Below are 16,016 nucleotides of genomic sequence, written 5' to 3'. Positions count from 1 at the left end.
ACGTCTGCTTCGGGCCGCGCCGCCATTCGCGGGCCCCGGGCGGGGGACGACGGCCCGGGGAGGGGAGCGCGCTAGCCCAGCGCCGCCGCGGCGGCCCGACCGGCCGTGCGGCCCGAGAACAGGCAGCCGCCCAGGAAGGTGCCCTCCAGCGCCCGGTAGCCGTGCACCCCGCCGCCGCCGAACCCGGCGACCTCGCCCGCGGCGTACACCCCCGGCAGCGGCGTGCCGTCCGCGCGCAGCACGCGGGCGTCCAGGTCGGTGTGCAGGCCGCCCAGGGACTTGCGGGTGAGCACGTGCAGGCGCACCGCGATCAGCGGGCCCGCCTTGGGGTCCAGGATCTGGTGCGGGGACGCCACCCGGGCCAGGCGGTCGCCCCGGTAGTTGCGCGCCCCGTGGATCGCCGTCACCTGGAGGTCCTTGGTGAAGGTGTTGACCATCTCCCGGTCGCGGGCCACCACCTCGCGGGTGACGGTGTCGGCGTCGAGCACGCCGTCGCCCGCGATCTCCCTCATCCTCCGGATCAGCTCGGGCAGCCGGCCGGCGACGGCGAAGTCCGCGCCGTTGCGCTTGAAGGCCTCCACCGGCCCCGGCGCGCCCGGCAGCACCCGCTTGAGGACGAGCCCGAGGTCCTTGCCGGTCAGGTCGGGGTTCTGCTCCGACCCCGACAGGGCGAACTCCTTCTCGATGATCCTCTGCGAGAGCACGAACCACGTGTACTCGTGGCCGCTGCGCATGATGTGCTCCAGGGTCCCCAGGGTGTCGAACCCGGGGAAGTAGGGCGCGGGCAGCCGTTTGCCGGTCGCGTCCAGCCACAGCGAGGAGGGCCCCGGCAGGATGCGGATGCCGTGCCGGGCCCAGACGGGGTCCCAGTTCTGGATGCCCTCGGTGTAGTGCCACATGCGGTCGGGGTTGACGATCCGCCCGCCCGCCCGCTCGGTGATGGCCAGCATGCGCCCGTCCACGTGCTCGGGCACCCCCGAGAGCATGTGCTCGGGCGGGGTGCCCAGGCGCTCGGGCCAGTTGCGGCGCACCAGGTCGTGGTTGGCGCCGATTCCGCCGGAGGTGACGATCACCGCCTGGGCGGAGAACTCGAAGTCGCCCACCGCCTCGCGTCCGCTGGCCTCGCCCCGCCTGACGCCGCTGGGGGCCAGGACCGCGCCGCGCACGCCGGTGACCGTCCCGCCCGTGACCACCAGTTCGTTCACCCGGTGGCGGAAGCGCAGTGAGACCAGGCCGCGCTCGGCCGCCGCGCGCACCCGCCGCTCGAACGGCGCGACCACGCCCGGGCCGGTGCCCCAGGTGATGTGGAACCGGGGCACGGAGTTGCCGTGGCCGTCGGCCAGGTAGCCGCCGCGCTCGGCCCAGCCCACGAGGGGGAAGAACCGTATCCCCTGCCGGTGCAGCCAGGAGCGCTTCTCCCCGGCGGCGAAGTCCACGTAGGCCTCGGCCCACCGGCGGGGCCAGGCGTCCTCGGGGCGGTCGAACCCCGCCGTGCCCGTCCAGTCCTGCATGGCCAGCTCGGCGGAGTCCCTGATGCCCATGCGCCGCTGCTCGGGGGAGTCCACGAGGAACAGCCCGCCGAAGGACCAGAACGCCTGGCCGCCCAGGGACTGCTCGGGCTCCTGGTCCAGCAGGAGCACGCTCCTGCCCGCGTCGGCCAGTTCGGCGGCCGCGGTCAGGCCCGCGAGCCCGGCGCCGACGACGATGACGTCGGCGCGGTCGTCTCCGCTACTACCCATGCTGTTCCCCTCAGGTCGGCCGTGCCCGGGGCACGGTGTGCGCGATGGTGACGACTGTGCCGCCGCCGCTGCGGCGCGGCAAGGGCGAAGTGTGCCGTGCGCCACAGGATTTGTCAGGAGGTGACAAACCCTCCCGGCTCGGCCGCGGTCGTGCACGGACCGCACACCACGGGCTCCGGCGGTACCGCGTCAGCGCGGTGCCGCCGGAGCCCGCCGGGTTCAGGCCCCGAAGCGCACCAGCGACCGGCCGCCCCTGCCCCGGGCCATGCGCTCGAAGGCCTCGGGCACGCCTTCGAGCGGGATCTCGTCGGTGACCATCGCCGCCAGCTTCAGCTCCCCCGAACGCACCCGCTCGGCGATGAGCGGGACGTCGCGCTCCGGGTCGCTGGAGCCGTACACGCACCCGCGCAGCGTGCGCGCCTGGTGGAACAGCTCCAGCGCGTTGAAGGACACCTCGTCGTCCACCCTGCCCACGCCCACCACCGTGACCGTGCCGCCGCGCCGGGTCACGTCCCAGGCCGAGCGCACCGCCTTCGCCGACCCCACCACCTCGAAGGCGTGGTCGGCGCCGCGCCTGCCCGTCAGCGCGCGCACGGCCCTGACCAGGGTCTCGTCGGCGAGCAGGAACTCGGTGGCGCCCAGTGAACGGGCCAGCTCCTCCTTGGCGGGGGAGACGTCCACCGCGACCACCGGGTCGGCCCCGGCCAGACGCGCGGCCTGGAGCACCGACAGGCCCACCCCGCCCAGGCCCAGCACCACGGCCGACTGGCCCTCGCGCACGCCCGCGGAGTTGTGGACCGCGCCCCAGCCGGTGAGCACCGCGCAGCCCAGCACGGCGGCCACCGCCGGGTCGATCCCATCGGGCAGCGGCACGACGGCGGAGGCGGGCACCACGGTGGCCTCGGCGAACGCGCCGCAGCCCAGGCCGGGGTAGACGGGCGTGCCGTCGGCGAGCTCCGCGTAGGGCAGTACGGTGCGGTCCAGCGCGTGCTCGCACAGGTGAGGTTCGCCCTGGCGGCAGAACCAGCACTCGCGGCACGAGGGGGCCCAGTTCAGGATCACCTGCTGGCCGGGGACCACCTCCGTGACGCCCTCGCCGACGGCGTCGACGGTTCCGGCACCCTCGTGGCCCAGCACCGCGGGCCACTTCTGCGCCAGGGTGCCGTTGGACAGGGACAGGTCGGAGTGGCACACCCCGGCCGCTGCCAGGCGCACCCGCACCTGGCCGGGGCCGGGGTCGGGCAGGACCAGGTCGCGGATCCGGGGAGGGGCGCCGCGCTCGGAGAAGACGGCGGCCCTGACGGTCGTACTCATGGGAGGCTCCAATCACGGACTGCCGCGACAGTAGCAATACCGACCGGTCGGTCAAGGACCCGGGGCGTGCGGACCCGTGTTCCCGCCGATGGTCGCGGTCCTTCCCGCCTTGGGGGTCCTTTGCCGTTATCGACCGACATTTTGCCTGGTAACGGTAATGATGGGGGCAGAGGAGGGGGTCATGGTCAATCCGGTCTGGGTGGGAACCCTCATGTTCGGCAGGGTGCCCGTCGGCGTGCGCCTCTACAGCGCGCGCGAACGCAGGGGGCCCGTGCTGCACCAGTTCGAGCGGGGCACGGCCGACCGCATCCGCTACGTCCGCGTCAACGAGCGCACGGGTGAGGAGGTCGCCGGCGAGGACGTCGTGCGCGGGGCCCGCACGGGGGTCGAGGACGAGTACGTGGTCCTGGAACCGGAGGAGCTGGAGGAGATCCTCCCGCACGGCTCGCGCACCATGGAGCTGACCGGCTTCCTGTCCCAGGGCGCCGTCGACGCGCTGTGGTACGCCTCCACCTACTACGTCGCGCCCAGGGCCGCGGCCGACGCCAAGGCCTACCAGCTGCTGTACACGGCCCTGGAGCAGACCCGCCGCACGGGCGTGGCCACCATCGTCCTGCGCGACCGCGAGTACCCCGTCCTGATCGAACCGAACCGAGGTGTACTGTCGGCCTCCACCCTGTGGTGGCCCGACGAGGTCCGCGAACCCGACGACGTGATGCCGCCCGTGGCCCACGCCGCACTGGCCAAGAGCGAACTCGAACTGGCCCGCGAGCTGGTCAGGTCCCTGTCGATCGAGTGGGACCCCGAGGACTACTCCGACAGCTACGGCCAGCGCCTGACCGAACTGGTGCGCGCCAAGGCCCGGGGCAGGACGTTCACCCACCGGCCCGAGCAGGCCGTGCCCCCCGAGGACGCGGACGGTCTCGGCGAGGCCCTGCGCCAGAGCCTGCCCGCCCAGCGCACCCGGGGCGCGCGGTCGCGCGGCCCGCGCGCGTCCACCGGGGCGGAGGGGGCCGGGAGGGCCCGCGAGCCCCGGGGGACCGGAGCGCGCGGTGCCCGGGTCGAGCGGCGCGGCGAGGGCAGGGCCACCAAGCGCGAACTGCTCCAGCGGGCCTCGGAGCTGGACGTGCCGGGCCGGTCGAAGATGAGCCGGGAGCAGCTGGAGGAGGCCGTGGGGCTGAACGGCGCCGAAGCCCGCCGCTGAGGACCGCGCCGGACGGGTCCCTCGCCGCCGAGAGGGGCCCGGCTCCAGGACGGAGCGTCCCGGACGCCCCGGGGCCCCGGGGCTCCGGGGCGGAGCCTCACCACCAGTGCGCGTCCCACGCACGTCCCGGCCCAGCACGGCGGCGGCCCTTCGCGGAGGGGGTTTACCGGGGTTGACGGATACCGCGCGCGGACGGACAGTGTTGGGAGCGCTCCCAAAAAAGGCGGCGACCCCGCCGGAGCGCCCTGTGCCCCGCCGTCGGCCGAACCCGTCGGCCGGGCGCCCCCACCCCCCGCCGTCGGGAAGGCCCCGCACGTGACCCACACCCGCACCAACCCCGTCGGCAGGACGGTCGGCGCGCTCGCCGCCGTCGTCCTGCCCATGCTGGCCGCACTCCTGTTCGCCGCGCCCCCGGCCTCGGCCGCCGCCCTGACCGAGGTCGAGGACTTCGGCCCCAACCCCAGCGGTCTGCGCATGTACCTGTACGTGCCGGACAGCGTCACCGACGATCCCCCGGTCCTGGTCGCCCAGCACTGGTGCACCGGGACCGGACCCGTCTTCCACGCCAACACCGAGTTCGCCTCGCTGGCCGACCGGTACGGGTTCATCGTCGTCTACCCCTCCGCCACGCGCAGCAGCCAGTGCTTCGACGTGTCCTCGCCCGAGGCGCTGACCCGGGGCGGCGGCAGCGACCCGGTCGGCATCCGCTCGATGGTCGCCCACGTCGTCGACGCCCACGACGCCGACGCCGAGCGCGTGTTCGTCACCGGCGTCTCCTCCGGCGCCATGATGACCAACGTCATGCTGGCCAACTATCCCGACGTGTTCGCGGCGGGAGCCGCCTTCAGCGGTGTGCCCTTCGGCTGCTTCGCCACCACCGACGGCTCCGGCTGGAACAACGCCTGCTCCACCGGCACCGTCGACCGCACCCCGCAGGAGTGGGGCGACCTGGTCCGCGACTCCTACCCCGGCTACACCGGACCGCGTCCGCGCATGCAGCTGTGGCACGGGACCGAGGACGACGTCCTGCGCTACGCCAACTTCACCGAGGAGATCGAACAGTGGACCGACGTCCACGGCCTCGGCCAGACCCCGGCAGCCACCGACCACCCCCAGCCCGGCTGGACCCGCACCCGCTACGGCGCCACCGGCGACCGGGCCCCGGTGGAGGCCGTCAGCATGCAGGGCGTCGGCCACAACCTCATGGCCAACGGCATGGCGGCCCACGCGATCACCTTCTTCGGCCTCGACCAGGACACCGGCCCCGGACCCGGCCCGGACCCCGAGCCCGGTGACGGGGACTGCACCGTCGCCGTCACCACCAACGCCTGGAACACCGGCCTGACCGCCTCGCTGACCATCACCAACACCGGCGCCGAGCCCGTCGACGGCTGGTCCCTGGACTTCACCCTGCCCGCGGGCCAGACCATCACCTCGGGCTGGAACGCCTCCTACGGCTCGCGCCAGGGCGCGGTCACCGCCGCCAACGCCTCCTACAACGCCGTCATCGCCCCCGGCGCCAGTGTGGGCATCGGCTACCAGGCAACGCACACCGGCGACTCCGGCGGACCGTCCGGCTTCGCCCTCAACGGCGCGGCCTGCTCCCCGGCCTGATCCGGCGCGGCGCGGTCCTCCGGGAAGGGCCGCGCCGCGTTGCACTCGCGCCGCAGAGGGGTATGTCCCCTTTCGTCCGTGCGGACCCGAGGCGCAGTGAACCCACGCGTCACCGGGGCCGCCCAGTGTCCCGCACGGTGTACGGGAGGTCCCATGGCTCGACCGGTCGGTCCGGCAGCGGTTCCGCGGCACTACCTGATGTGCCGCCCCACCTACTTCGCGGTCGAGTACGCGATCAACCCCTGGATGGACCCGGCGGCGGGCGTCGACCGCGCACGCGCCATCCGGCAGTGGGAGGGGTTGCGCGACCTCTACCTCTCCCTGGGGCACCGCGTCAGCGAGATCGCCCCCGTCGACGGCCTGCCCGACATGGTCTTCGCCGCCAACGGGGCCCTGGTCGTGGACGGCAGGGTCTACGGGGCGCGCTTCGCCAGCGCGGAGCGCACCCCCGAGGGCCCGGCCTACCTCGACTGGTTCCGCCAGGCGGGCTACACCGAGACCCGCGAGCCCAAGCACGTCAACGAGGGCGAGGGCGACTTCCTCACCCTGGACGAGGTGGTCCTGGCCGCCACGGGGTTTCGGACCGAGGCCGCCGCGCACCAGGAGGCCGAGCGCTTCCTGGGCCGCCCCGTCGTCACCCTCCAGCTGACCGATCCGCGCTTCTACCACCTGGACACCGCGCTGTTCACCCTCTCCGGGGACCAGATCGCCTACTACCCCGGTGCCTTCTCGGCCGGAAGCCGGCGGGTGCTGCGCTCGCTCTTCCCGGACGCGCTCCTGGCCACCGAGGAGGACGCCGCCGTGCTCGGCCTCAACGCCGTGTGCGACGGCCGCAACGTCGTCATCGCCGCCGAGGCCACCGCCCTGGCCGACCGCCTGCGAGCCCTGGGCTACGCCGTCCACCCCGTGGAGCTGGATGAACTACGCCGGGCCGGGGGCGGCGCCAAGTGCTGCACCCTGGTGTTGCGCGACGCCCCCGTGTGAGGGAGGCCCGCAGCAGGGGCGCCCGGACCCGCCGATGCGTGGACCCGCCGCCGTTCGGCCCGTCGCGGGGCCGGGCCGGTGTGGGAAATACCACCGCGAAACGGGCTCATCAGGCTAACGCCACAGGTCACGCACGCGGGCCCGCCGCGGACCGCGCCCGGGCGCGCGTACGGGGGACCACCGCCCCTGGCCGGGCGGCCCCGCCGCAATAAAGTCTGAGTACTTGACTTCCTCCCTCTCCTCGAAGGAGAAGGGGGATTCCGACCGAGTCTAAAAGCCTGGTGCCGCTCGCGCAGCGACCCTCACGGGTCCGGTTTCCTGCTTCGCAGCCGACAGCGGAAGGGAGGCCCCTTGCCGACTCACACCAGCTCCACAGGCATCACCCGAGACTGCTTCTCGGGCTGCGACTCGACCAGCCGCAAGAACGTTCTTGGCCGCGTTGAGGTCCCGATCATGTCGGGTGCGACAGGAAGGGCACGTCCACGACCGGGTGCCCAGCGAAAGCCGATCCAGCAGGTACCCGCACTTCGAGCAGGTCTTCGAGGAGGGATACCACCGGTCGACCACCACGAGGGTTCGACCGTAGCGTTCGGCCTTGTACTCCAGTTGGCGGCGGAACTCACCCAGAGCGGCATCGAGCACCGACCGGTTCAGGCCACGCTTTTGCGCGACGTTCCTTCCCGGCTGGACGACGGTGCCGCGTGCGGAGGAGGTCATGCCCCGCACGTTCAGGTCCTCGATCGCGATCAGGTCGTGTTCGCGCACCAGGCGGGTGGTGGTCTTGTGCAGGAAATCCTGTCTGGCGTGGCGGACCTTGCGGTACGCGGCCGCGACCCTGCGCTTGGCCTTGCGGCGGTTGTTCGAGCCTTTCACCTTGCGTGCCATGCGTCGTTGGTAACGCTTGAGGTTGCGGGCTTTGCGCTCCAGGTGGCGGGGGTTGGCGATCTTCTCGCCCGTGGACAGGGTCGCGAAGTCCTTCACTCCCAGGTCCACACCCACCTCAGAACCGGTGTCCGGTACGGGGTCGGGGTCGTCGGTGTCCACGGAGAAGGTCGCATACCAGCGCCCGTCCGCCTCACGCGAGATGACCACCGTGGTCGGGTCCAGGGCGGCCAGGTCTGTCTCGGGCCAGGACCAGGCCACCTTCAGCGGCCTCTGGTGTTTGGCCAGGAACAGCGCACCGTCGCGGAGGCGAAACGCGCTGCGGGTGTAGTGCGCCGACTGCCGACCGGACCGGTTCTTGAACCGGGGGTAGCGGGCGCGTTGGGCGAAGAAGTTCGCGAACGCGCTGTGTTGGTGGCGCAGGGTCTGCTGCAAGGGAACCGAGGACACCTCGGACAAGAACGCCAGCTCAGGGGTCTTCTTCCACCCGGTCAGCGCCTGGTCGGTCTGCTTGTAGGAGGTCTTCTCTCCGTGCTGGTGGTAGGCGGTGTGGCGGTCGGCGAGGGTCTTGTTCCAGACCAGGCGCACGCATCCGAACGTGCGACCCAGTTGGGCCGCTTGTGCGGGGTCCGGGTAGGCCCGGCACTTGTACGCCGTCCGCATACGGCAAAAATTACACCAAGGGAGATCATGGGTAAGGCAGAACGGAAATGTGGTGGTCGTGTGCCCTGGATTCCTCCCAGCCCTGGAGGACGGGGCAGCTTCCGGGAGACACGGTGAAGAGCACACAGCGCAGACTCCCGCGTCAGCTCAGGGAAGAGCAGATGATCGACGCCGCCGTCACCGCGTTCTCGCGCGGCGGCTACCACACCGTGAGCGTCGAGGAGATCGCCGAGGCGGCCGGGACCTCCAAGCCCACCGTGTACCAGTACCTGGGTTCCAAGGAACGGATCTTCACCGCCTGCGTGCGCCGTGAGACCGACCGGCTCATCGAGGCCGTGCGCGCCGCGGCGCACGATCCGCACGCCCCGGCGGGGGAGGACCCCCTGCACCGGGGCATGCGCGCCTTCTTCGTCTTCGTCACCGGCAACCGCGCGAGCTGGACCGTGCTCTACCGGCACGCGGACCTGCGGGGCGAGCCCTTCGCAGGGGAGGCCGTGCGGCTCAGGGACCGCGTGACGGCCGAGGTGGCCGACCTCGTCACCGCGTGCACGCGCGAGGGCTACGGCGACCTCGACCCCAAGGACGCCCAGCTGTTGGCGCGCATCGCGGTCAGCACCGCCGACGCCTTCGCCGACTGGTTCCTGGAGCACCCCGAGGAGAGCCCCGAGACCATGGCCCGGCACGTCACCGACCTGACCTGGGCCCACCTGCGCGCCCGCCGCGAGGGCGCCGAGGTCTGACCCCCGGCGCCCCGGGCGGGGCGGGTCGCCGCCGCCGGCCGGGCGCCTCCGCCGCGGCGCGCGGACTCAGCCCCCGTGGTTCAGCGCCAGGACGCTGACCAGGTCGTAGGCCACGTGCGAGGCGGCGGTCGCGGTGATCTGCGCGTGGTCGTAGGCCGGGGCGACCTCCACCACGTCGGCGCCCACCAGGTTGCAGGAGGCCAGCCCGCGCAGGATCTCCAGCAGTTCGCGGCTGGTCAGGCCGCCCGCCTCCGGGGTGCCGGTGCCGGGCGCGTGCGCCGGATCGAGCACGTCGATGTCCACCGACACGTACAGCGGGCGGTTCCCGATGCGCTGGCGCAGCGCGTCGGCGACCTCGTCCACGCCCCTGCGCATGACGTCGGCGGAGGTGACGATGCCGAAGCCGAAGCGGCGGTCCTCCTCCAGGTCCTTCTTGCCGTAGAGCGGACCGCGGGTGCCCACGTGGCACAGGGCCTCGGTGTCCAGGATGCCCTCCTCCACGGCGCGGCGGAACGGGGTGCCGTGGGTGTAGGGCTCGCCGAAGTAGGTGTCCCAGGTGTCCAGGTGGGCGTCGAAGTGCAGCAGGGCGATCGGCCCGTGCCGGCGGTACAGCGAGCGCAGCAGGGGCAGCGCGATGGTGTGGTCGCCGCCCAGGGTGACCAGGCGGGTGCCCGCCCGTACGAACTCGGAGGCGCCCTGGTCCAGGGTCTCCACCGCGTCGCCGATCGAGAAGGGGTTGACCGCGATGTCGCCGCCGTCGACCACCTGCGCGGAGGCGAACGGGGACACGTCCAGGCCCGGGTTGTAGGGGCGCAGCAGGCGGCTGGCCTCGCGGATGGCCGAGGGGCCGAAGCGCGCGCCGGGGCGGTAGGACACGCCGGTGTCGAAGGGGACGCCGACCACGGCGATGTCGGCGTGCCCGACCTGGTCGATGCGGGGCAGCCGGGCGAAGGTGGCCGGTCCGGCGAAGCGCGGTACGAGGCTGGAGTCGGTGGGGCCGATCGGTGCGTTCACAGGTGTCCTTCTCGTCGTCGGTGCGGTGTTCGGTACGGTCCGCGGGCGCGTACGGGCCCGCGTCGGTCGCGCCGTCCGCGTTCGGCCCCCCATGCGGCCGGGCCGGGGGCCGTCCCGCCGCGCGGCGGCTGTCCGGGCACTCCGGGCGCGGGAGGAGGGGCGTGGGGGGAACGAAGGCGACCATGTCGTGGCGGATCACACGAACCCTGGTCAGGTTAGGCAGCCGACGCGGTCTCCTCCAGTGGACGAACCATCCACAAAGGTGCGTTGTACTGGATGAGGTATCCAGAACACGTGGTCAGCGCTCCCGAACACGGGCACCCGGAGGCATCTGTCCTCTCCGGTCCGCCGGGCGGGGACGCGGGCCGGTTCGCGAAGGGGGTCAGGGGTGTCGGGACAGAGCGGGGCGCAGGGCCACACGGTCCCGTTGAGCACCGTCGTGGGCCGCCGCGACCTGGGGCTGACCACCCTCGTGGCCGCCGGGGACCCGGGGATCGGCTGGGCGGTGGCCAGCGAGCTGGCCGACCCGGCCGCCTACCTGCGCGGCGGTGAACTGCTGCTCACCGCGGGCGTCAACCTGCCCGCCGCCCCCGCCGGGCTGCGCGGCTACGTGGACTCCCTGGTCGGCGCGGGGGTCAGCGCCCTCGGTTTCGGTGTGACCCCGGTGCACGACACCGTCCCCGCCGGGCTGGTCGAGCAGTGCCGCGCACGGGGGCTGCCCCTGGTGGAGGTGCCCCGCCCCACACCCTTCGCCGCCGTCAGCCAGGCCGTGGGCGCCGAACTCCAGGAGCTGCACCTGCGCGACCTGCGCCGCCTGGGCGAGGCGCACCAGGCCCTGGCCCTGGCCGTCACCGCCGACGCCCCCGTGGACCGGGTCCTGCGGGTCCTGGCCGACGCCCTGGACGGCTGGGCGGTCCTGGCCCGCCCGTCGCCCGCCGTGCCGGGCGGCGCCCACCGCACGCCGGGCGCCCCGGCGGAGCTGGACCCCGAACTGCGCGGGCTCGCGGACCGGCTCACCCGGCCGCGCGGCCCGCGCGGCGCCAAGGCCCGTGTGCGGGGGGACGAGGTCTTCCTGCACACCGTCGGCACCCCGCCGCAGGAGCACGGAGTGGTCCTGGTCGGCCGCCCCGAGCCGCTGGACGTCACCGACCGGGCCGTCCTGCGCACCGCCACCGCCCTGCTGGACCTGCTCGCCCGCGCCTCCCGGGGCGCCCCGCCCGCCCCGGGCCGCCTGATCACCGGTCTGCTCCTGGACGGCGGGCTCACCGGCGCGGCCGTGCCGCTGCTGGCCGAACTCACCGCCCCGACGGACGCCTTCGCGGGGCCGGCGGCGACCGGGGCCTCCGCGAGGGCCGGCGCACCGGGGGACCCCGCCGCCGCGGGCGCGCCGGGGGACCCCGCCGCCTACCGGGTCCTGCGCGCCCGGCCCGCCGGGCGGGGCCGCCACACCGCCCCCGCCGCGCTGCCCCTGGGCACCCGGCTGCTGGACGCGGGCCCCGGCGAGGACCTGCGCGCCGTCCTCGCCGACCGGGGCGAGGCCGCGCACCTGGCCCACCTGGACCGGCTGCTCGACCACGGCTGGATCGGCGCGCTGAGCGGGCCGGTGGACCCGGCGGAGCTGGCCGCCGCGGACCGCCGGGCCGCCGCCCTGCTCACCCGTGCCCGCGCGGTCGGCGGGCCGCTGCTGGAGGAGCCCGCCGACCCCTTCGACGCCCTCCTGGGGCCGGGGGGAGGAGAGGACCTGGCCCGGCGTGTCCTGGGACCGCTGGCCGAGGACACCGACTCCGCGCGCCTGCTGCGCCGCACCCTGCGGGTCTGGCTCACCCGGCACGGCAACTGGGACCGGGCCGCCGCCGACCTGGGCGCCCACCGCAACAGCGTCCGCTACCGGATCGGGCGGATCGAGCGCGATCTGGGCGTGGACCTGGCCGACGCCGAGCAGCGCATGCGGCTGTGGTTCGCGCTCACCCGCTGGCGGCACTGACCCGGGCTCCGCCGCCCCGAGTCCGACGCGACCCCGGAGCGGCCCCCGCGGGGACGCGGACATGTGTCCGGGAAAGCGCCGTTGCGGCATTACCGGCCGTTTTCGGCAATTCCGCTGTTCCGTTCGATCCCGGTCCCCTTTTCGAGGACGCGTCCACGGCCTTTCGGCGGCGGCGGACGCGGGCACCGCGCCGGATACGCGCGGACGCCACGGGGTTTGCGGCTTCCCCGCGGCAACGGGATCCCCGTCCGCCCCGGGGTGCGCGATGGGGCATAATCCGGTGATGAAACGGAAGTGGAAGCGAGAGCGGCCTCCGAAACATGTGTGTATTTCCGTTCCCTCAACCCTGTCGAAGCCGAACCGAGAAAATTGATGAACGCCGTTGCGAACGCGAGCTCAGGGGACCGCATGTCTTTTCCGCCGCTGGACACGGCCCTGCCGGCCGGGGCCGACGCCCGCGAGCACGCCCGCCTGCTCCGGCGCGTGCACGAGGCCTCGCTCTCCGGGCGCCCGGCGCCGGCCGCCCTGCGGCCGGTCATCGAGGACTCCTGGTCCCGCAGCCGACGCTTCGGGATCGACCCCGACAGCGCCCCGCCGCCCCGCATGGCCCGGCTGGACGAACTCCAACGGCACCGGGACGCCTCCCCGATCGCCGAGGTCCTGCCGCTGATCCGCCGCTCCCTCGTCTCGGTCGCCGACGAGGCCGACCACATCATGCTGGTCACCGACGCCTCCGGTCAGGTCCTGTGGCGCGACGGCTCCCACCGCGTCCGCGCCCTCGGCGACCGCGTCGGGCTCGTCGAGGGGGCCTTCTGGAACGAGGGCAGCACCGGCACCAACGCCATCGGCACCGCCCTGGTCGTGGGGCGGCCCGTGCAGGTCTACTCCGCCGAGCACTTCATGCGCAGCCTGCACGCCCTCACCTGCGCCTGCGCACCCATCCACGACCCCCGCGACGGCCGCCTGCTCGGCGCCGTCGACGTCACCGGCCCCGTCTCCACCATCCACCCCTCCACCCTCGCCCTGGTCAGCGCGGTGGCCCAACTGGCCGAAGCCCATCTGCAGAGCCTCCACCACACCCACCTGGAGCGGCTGCGCTCGGTGGCCGCGCCCCTGCTGGCCGGGATGAGCGAACGCGCGCTGGTGGTGGACGAGGCCGGGTGGACCGCCGCCGCCGTCCACATGGAGCCGGTCCGCAGGGTGCTGCTGCCCAAACAGCGCGGGAGCGGCACCGCCTGGCTGCCCGCCCTGGGGGAGTGCGCCCTGGAGCCCCTGCCCGGCGGATGGCTGCTGCGCCCGCGTCCGGCGGCGGAGAGCGCGCCCTCCACAGTCACCCTGGACCTGACCCGGCCCTCGCCCAGGATGGTGGTCGCCGGGCCCAGCGGGGAGTGGGCGCACCGGCTCACCCCGCGCCACGCGGAGCTGCTGCTGCTGTTGGCCGTGCACCGGGCCGGGCGCACCGGAGCGCAGCTGTCCCAGGACGTGTTCGGCGCGGGCGGGCACGTGGTGACGGTGCGCGCCGAGCTCTCGCGCGTGCGCCGCCACCTGGGCGGCATCATCCAGAGCCGCCCCTACCGGTTCAGCGGGGAGGTGCGGGTGCGGGTGGTGCGTCCCCCCTCACCGGTGGACCTGCTGCCCGGGTCGGTGGCCCCCGGGGTGTGCGCGCTGCGGGACGCGCTCCGCGACGGCGACTGTCCCATGGCTCTGCGCGACGGAACCGCAACCTAGTGCAACCGTTGCCGTGCCGTGCGGCGTGCGATGGACTGTGCGTGCGCGGCCCGGCGTCGGTGGCCGCCGCGGGGCAAGAGAGGGCCCGGCGGCGGACCGCGGACGGAACGCGTGGCGCTTCCACGGCCTTGGGACCTTGAGGGGGGTTCCGGGGGAGAGTAACGCAGAGGCGCCACCGGGCTCGGATGGCCGACCACGGGGATTCGGGGGAACCCCCGGGGCCATCGCGCCGACGGTACGCCCCTCGCGGGAGCCCGGCTTCCCGGGGCGTGCCGATGCGCGGGGGCGGGTTCAGGGGGACCCGCCCCCGCGCCATGTCTCCCCCGGTGAGCCGCCGTCCCGGTGGGCGGACAGGGCTCCACCGGGACGGTTCCCGGAAGAGTCCCCGCCCCACGGTCCGCGCGACCTCCTCCACCCAGAGGGCGCCGGCCGACGGCAGGGGAAAGAGCGGCCCATGTTCTCGCCTCGCTCCCCGTGGAACCCGCCGCGGACGGGTAGTCCACCGGAAGGGACGAGGGGAGCGGGTGTGACCGGTGTGGCGAACAGCACGCGGGGGCCCGTTCCGTGCCCGTCCTCCGAGGCTGGGCTAGACTCGGTGCATTTACCGGGTCGTGTTCACCCGCGACCCAGCCCACCCGACCGCCCCACCCGCGAGCCCGGGCACCGCGCCCGCTCCCGTGGACGGGGTGTGAACCGCGGGGACGGCGAGGGCGTCGAACCCGGGAACGCAGGGAGTTCCCGGGCGGCCCCCCGCCCTGCCCCACAGAACGACCTTCCTTCGGAGGTGGACCGTGTCCGCTGACCACCGAGAGCAGCAGCCCAGCCAACAGGGTTCGCGTATCGACCCGCACGTCGGCCGCTACGCACGCCGAGCACAGGGCATGGTCGCATCGGAGGTCCGCGCACTCTTCGCCGTCGCCTCGCGCCCCGAGGTGGTCTCCCTCGCCGGGGGCATGCCCAACGTCGCGGCTCTGCCCCTGGACCAGATCGGCGAACTGGTCAAGGACGTCGTCTCCGAGGAGGGCGCGGCGGCCCTCCAGTACGGTTCCGCCCAGGGCGACCCCGTGCTGCGCGAGCAGCTCTGCGACTACATGACGCTGGAGGGCATCACCGCCAGCCCCGACGACGTCATCGTCACCGTCGGCTCCCAGCAGGCCCTGGACCTGATCACCCGCGTCTTCGTCGACCCGGGCGACATCGTGCTGACCGAGGCCCCCACCTACGTCACCGCGATCAACACCTTCGCCGCCTTCCAGGCCGACATCCGCCACGTCGGCATGGACGAGCAGGGCGTGATCCCCGAGGAGCTGGAGGAGGCGCTCGTCCGCGCCGAGCTGGACGGGCGGCCGGTGAAGTTCTTCTACACCGTCCCCAACTTCCAGAACCCCGCCGGGATCACCATGACGGCCGAGCGGCGCGCGCGGGTGACCGAGGCCTGCGAACGCCACGACGTGCTCATCGTCGAGGACAACCCCTACGGCCTGCTGCGCTACGACGGCGACCCCGAGCCCACCCTCTACTCCCAGAGCGAGGGCAACGTCATCTACCTGGGATCGCTGTCCAAGACCCTCTCCCCGGGCCTGCGCATCGGCTGGGCGCTCGCCCCCGCCGCGGTGCGCGCCAAGCTCGTCCTGGCCGCCGAGTCGGCGATGCTCAGCCACTCCACCTTCAACCAGCTGGTGGTGCGCCGCTACCTCAACACCTTCCCCTGGCGCGAGCAGATCAAGTCGTTCAACACCATGTACGGCGAACGCCGCGACGCGATGCTCAACGCGCTGACCGCGATGATGCCCGCGGGCTGCACCTGGACCCGCCCCCAGGGCGGATTCTTCGTCTGGGCCACTCTGCCCGAGGGCATCGACGCCAAGGCCATGCTGCCCCGGGCCGTCACCGAACGGGTCGCCTACGTGCCCGGCACCGGCTTCTACGCCGACGGACGCGGCCGGGCCAACATGCGCCTGAGCTTCTGCTACCCCACACCCGAGCAGATCCGCGAGGGAGTGCGCCGCCTCGTCGGAGCCATCGAGGGTGAGATCGACCTGCGTGATACGTTCGGCACCACCCTGGCCCCGAGCGCAGACGGCCCACAGGCCCCCGCTCCGGACCTGCCCTGACACCCCATGAGGGCACCCCATCATGACAGCAGCACA

At 73.7% G+C, this 16,016-nt stretch carries 11 protein-coding genes; 7 read left to right on the top strand and 4 right to left on the bottom strand.

The features are described 5' to 3' along the window. Nucleotides 1–71: 71 nt before the first annotated feature. Nucleotides 72–1,739: an FAD-binding dehydrogenase gene (locus UIS43_RS04915; RefSeq protein WP_370012591.1), complete on the bottom strand. Its 1,668-nt coding sequence runs from the start codon at nucleotides 1,737–1,739 to the stop codon at nucleotides 72–74. 219 nt (nucleotides 1,740–1,958) lie between these two features. Then, on the bottom strand, nucleotides 1,959–3,053 hold the full coding sequence (locus UIS43_RS04910; RefSeq protein WP_013153276.1) for a zinc-binding dehydrogenase: 1,095 nt from the start codon (nucleotides 3,051–3,053) through the stop codon (nucleotides 1,959–1,961). 181 nt (nucleotides 3,054–3,234) lie between these two features. Between UIS43_RS04910 and UIS43_RS04905 the strand changes: the two genes are divergently transcribed. The 3 genes from UIS43_RS04905 (at nucleotide 3,235) to ddaH (ending at nucleotide 6,855) form a co-directional block, all read left to right on the top strand. Next, nucleotides 3,235–4,257 (top strand): Ku protein, encoded by a 1,023-nt coding sequence (locus tag UIS43_RS04905; RefSeq protein WP_013153275.1) that lies wholly within the window; start codon nucleotides 3,235–3,237, stop codon nucleotides 4,255–4,257. Nucleotides 4,258–4,572: 315 nt separating this feature from the next. After that, nucleotides 4,573–5,871: a PHB depolymerase family esterase gene (locus UIS43_RS04900; protein ID WP_370012590.1), complete on the top strand. Its 1,299-nt coding sequence runs from the start codon at nucleotides 4,573–4,575 to the stop codon at nucleotides 5,869–5,871. Nucleotides 5,872–6,024: 153 nt separating this feature from the next. Beyond that, complete coding sequence (gene ddaH, locus UIS43_RS04895) at nucleotides 6,025–6,855, top strand: dimethylargininase (protein WP_013153273.1); 831 nt, start codon at nucleotides 6,025–6,027, stop codon at nucleotides 6,853–6,855. 270 nt (nucleotides 6,856–7,125) lie between these two features. Here ddaH and UIS43_RS04890 read toward each other — a convergent pair whose 3' ends face one another. Beyond that, nucleotides 7,126–8,400, bottom strand: coding sequence for an RNA-guided endonuclease TnpB family protein (locus UIS43_RS04890; RefSeq protein ID WP_013153272.1), 1,275 nt, complete (start codon nucleotides 8,398–8,400; stop codon nucleotides 7,126–7,128). Between the two features lie 113 nt (nucleotides 8,401–8,513). Here UIS43_RS04890 and UIS43_RS04885 point away from each other — a divergent pair, with 113 nt between their 5' ends. Continuing rightward, entirely contained in the window at nucleotides 8,514–9,140 is a 627-nt protein-coding gene (locus UIS43_RS04885; RefSeq protein WP_013153271.1) for a TetR/AcrR family transcriptional regulator, read from the top strand. Between the two features lie 66 nt (nucleotides 9,141–9,206). On the opposite strand, the gene speB is transcribed toward UIS43_RS04885, so the two are convergent. Further along, nucleotides 9,207–10,154 (bottom strand): agmatinase, encoded by a 948-nt coding sequence (speB, locus tag UIS43_RS04880; protein WP_013153270.1) that lies wholly within the window; start codon nucleotides 10,152–10,154, stop codon nucleotides 9,207–9,209. Nucleotides 10,155–10,542: 388 nt separating this feature from the next. Between speB and UIS43_RS04875 the strand changes: the two genes are divergently transcribed. The 3 genes from UIS43_RS04875 (at nucleotide 10,543) to UIS43_RS04865 (ending at nucleotide 15,980) form a co-directional block, all read left to right on the top strand. Then, entirely contained in the window at nucleotides 10,543–12,138 is a 1,596-nt protein-coding gene (locus tag UIS43_RS04875; protein WP_370012588.1) for a PucR family transcriptional regulator, read from the top strand. A gap of 408 nt (nucleotides 12,139–12,546) precedes the next feature. Continuing rightward, nucleotides 12,547–13,866 (top strand): GAF domain-containing protein, encoded by a 1,320-nt coding sequence (locus UIS43_RS04870; RefSeq protein ID WP_013153268.1) that lies wholly within the window; start codon nucleotides 12,547–12,549, stop codon nucleotides 13,864–13,866. Nucleotides 13,867–14,747: 881 nt separating this feature from the next. Beyond that, entirely contained in the window at nucleotides 14,748–15,980 is a 1,233-nt protein-coding gene (locus UIS43_RS04865) for a PLP-dependent aminotransferase family protein (protein ID WP_117199022.1), read from the top strand. Nucleotides 15,981–16,016 lie beyond the last annotated feature (36 nt).

This window comes from Nocardiopsis sp. LDBS0036 (genome assembly GCF_041228755.1).
GTDB lineage: Bacteria > Actinomycetota > Actinomycetes > Streptosporangiales > Streptosporangiaceae > Nocardiopsis > Nocardiopsis dassonvillei.
Note: the sequence above shows the minus strand (reverse complement) of the source record. Positions and strands in the feature narration are given on the sequence as shown.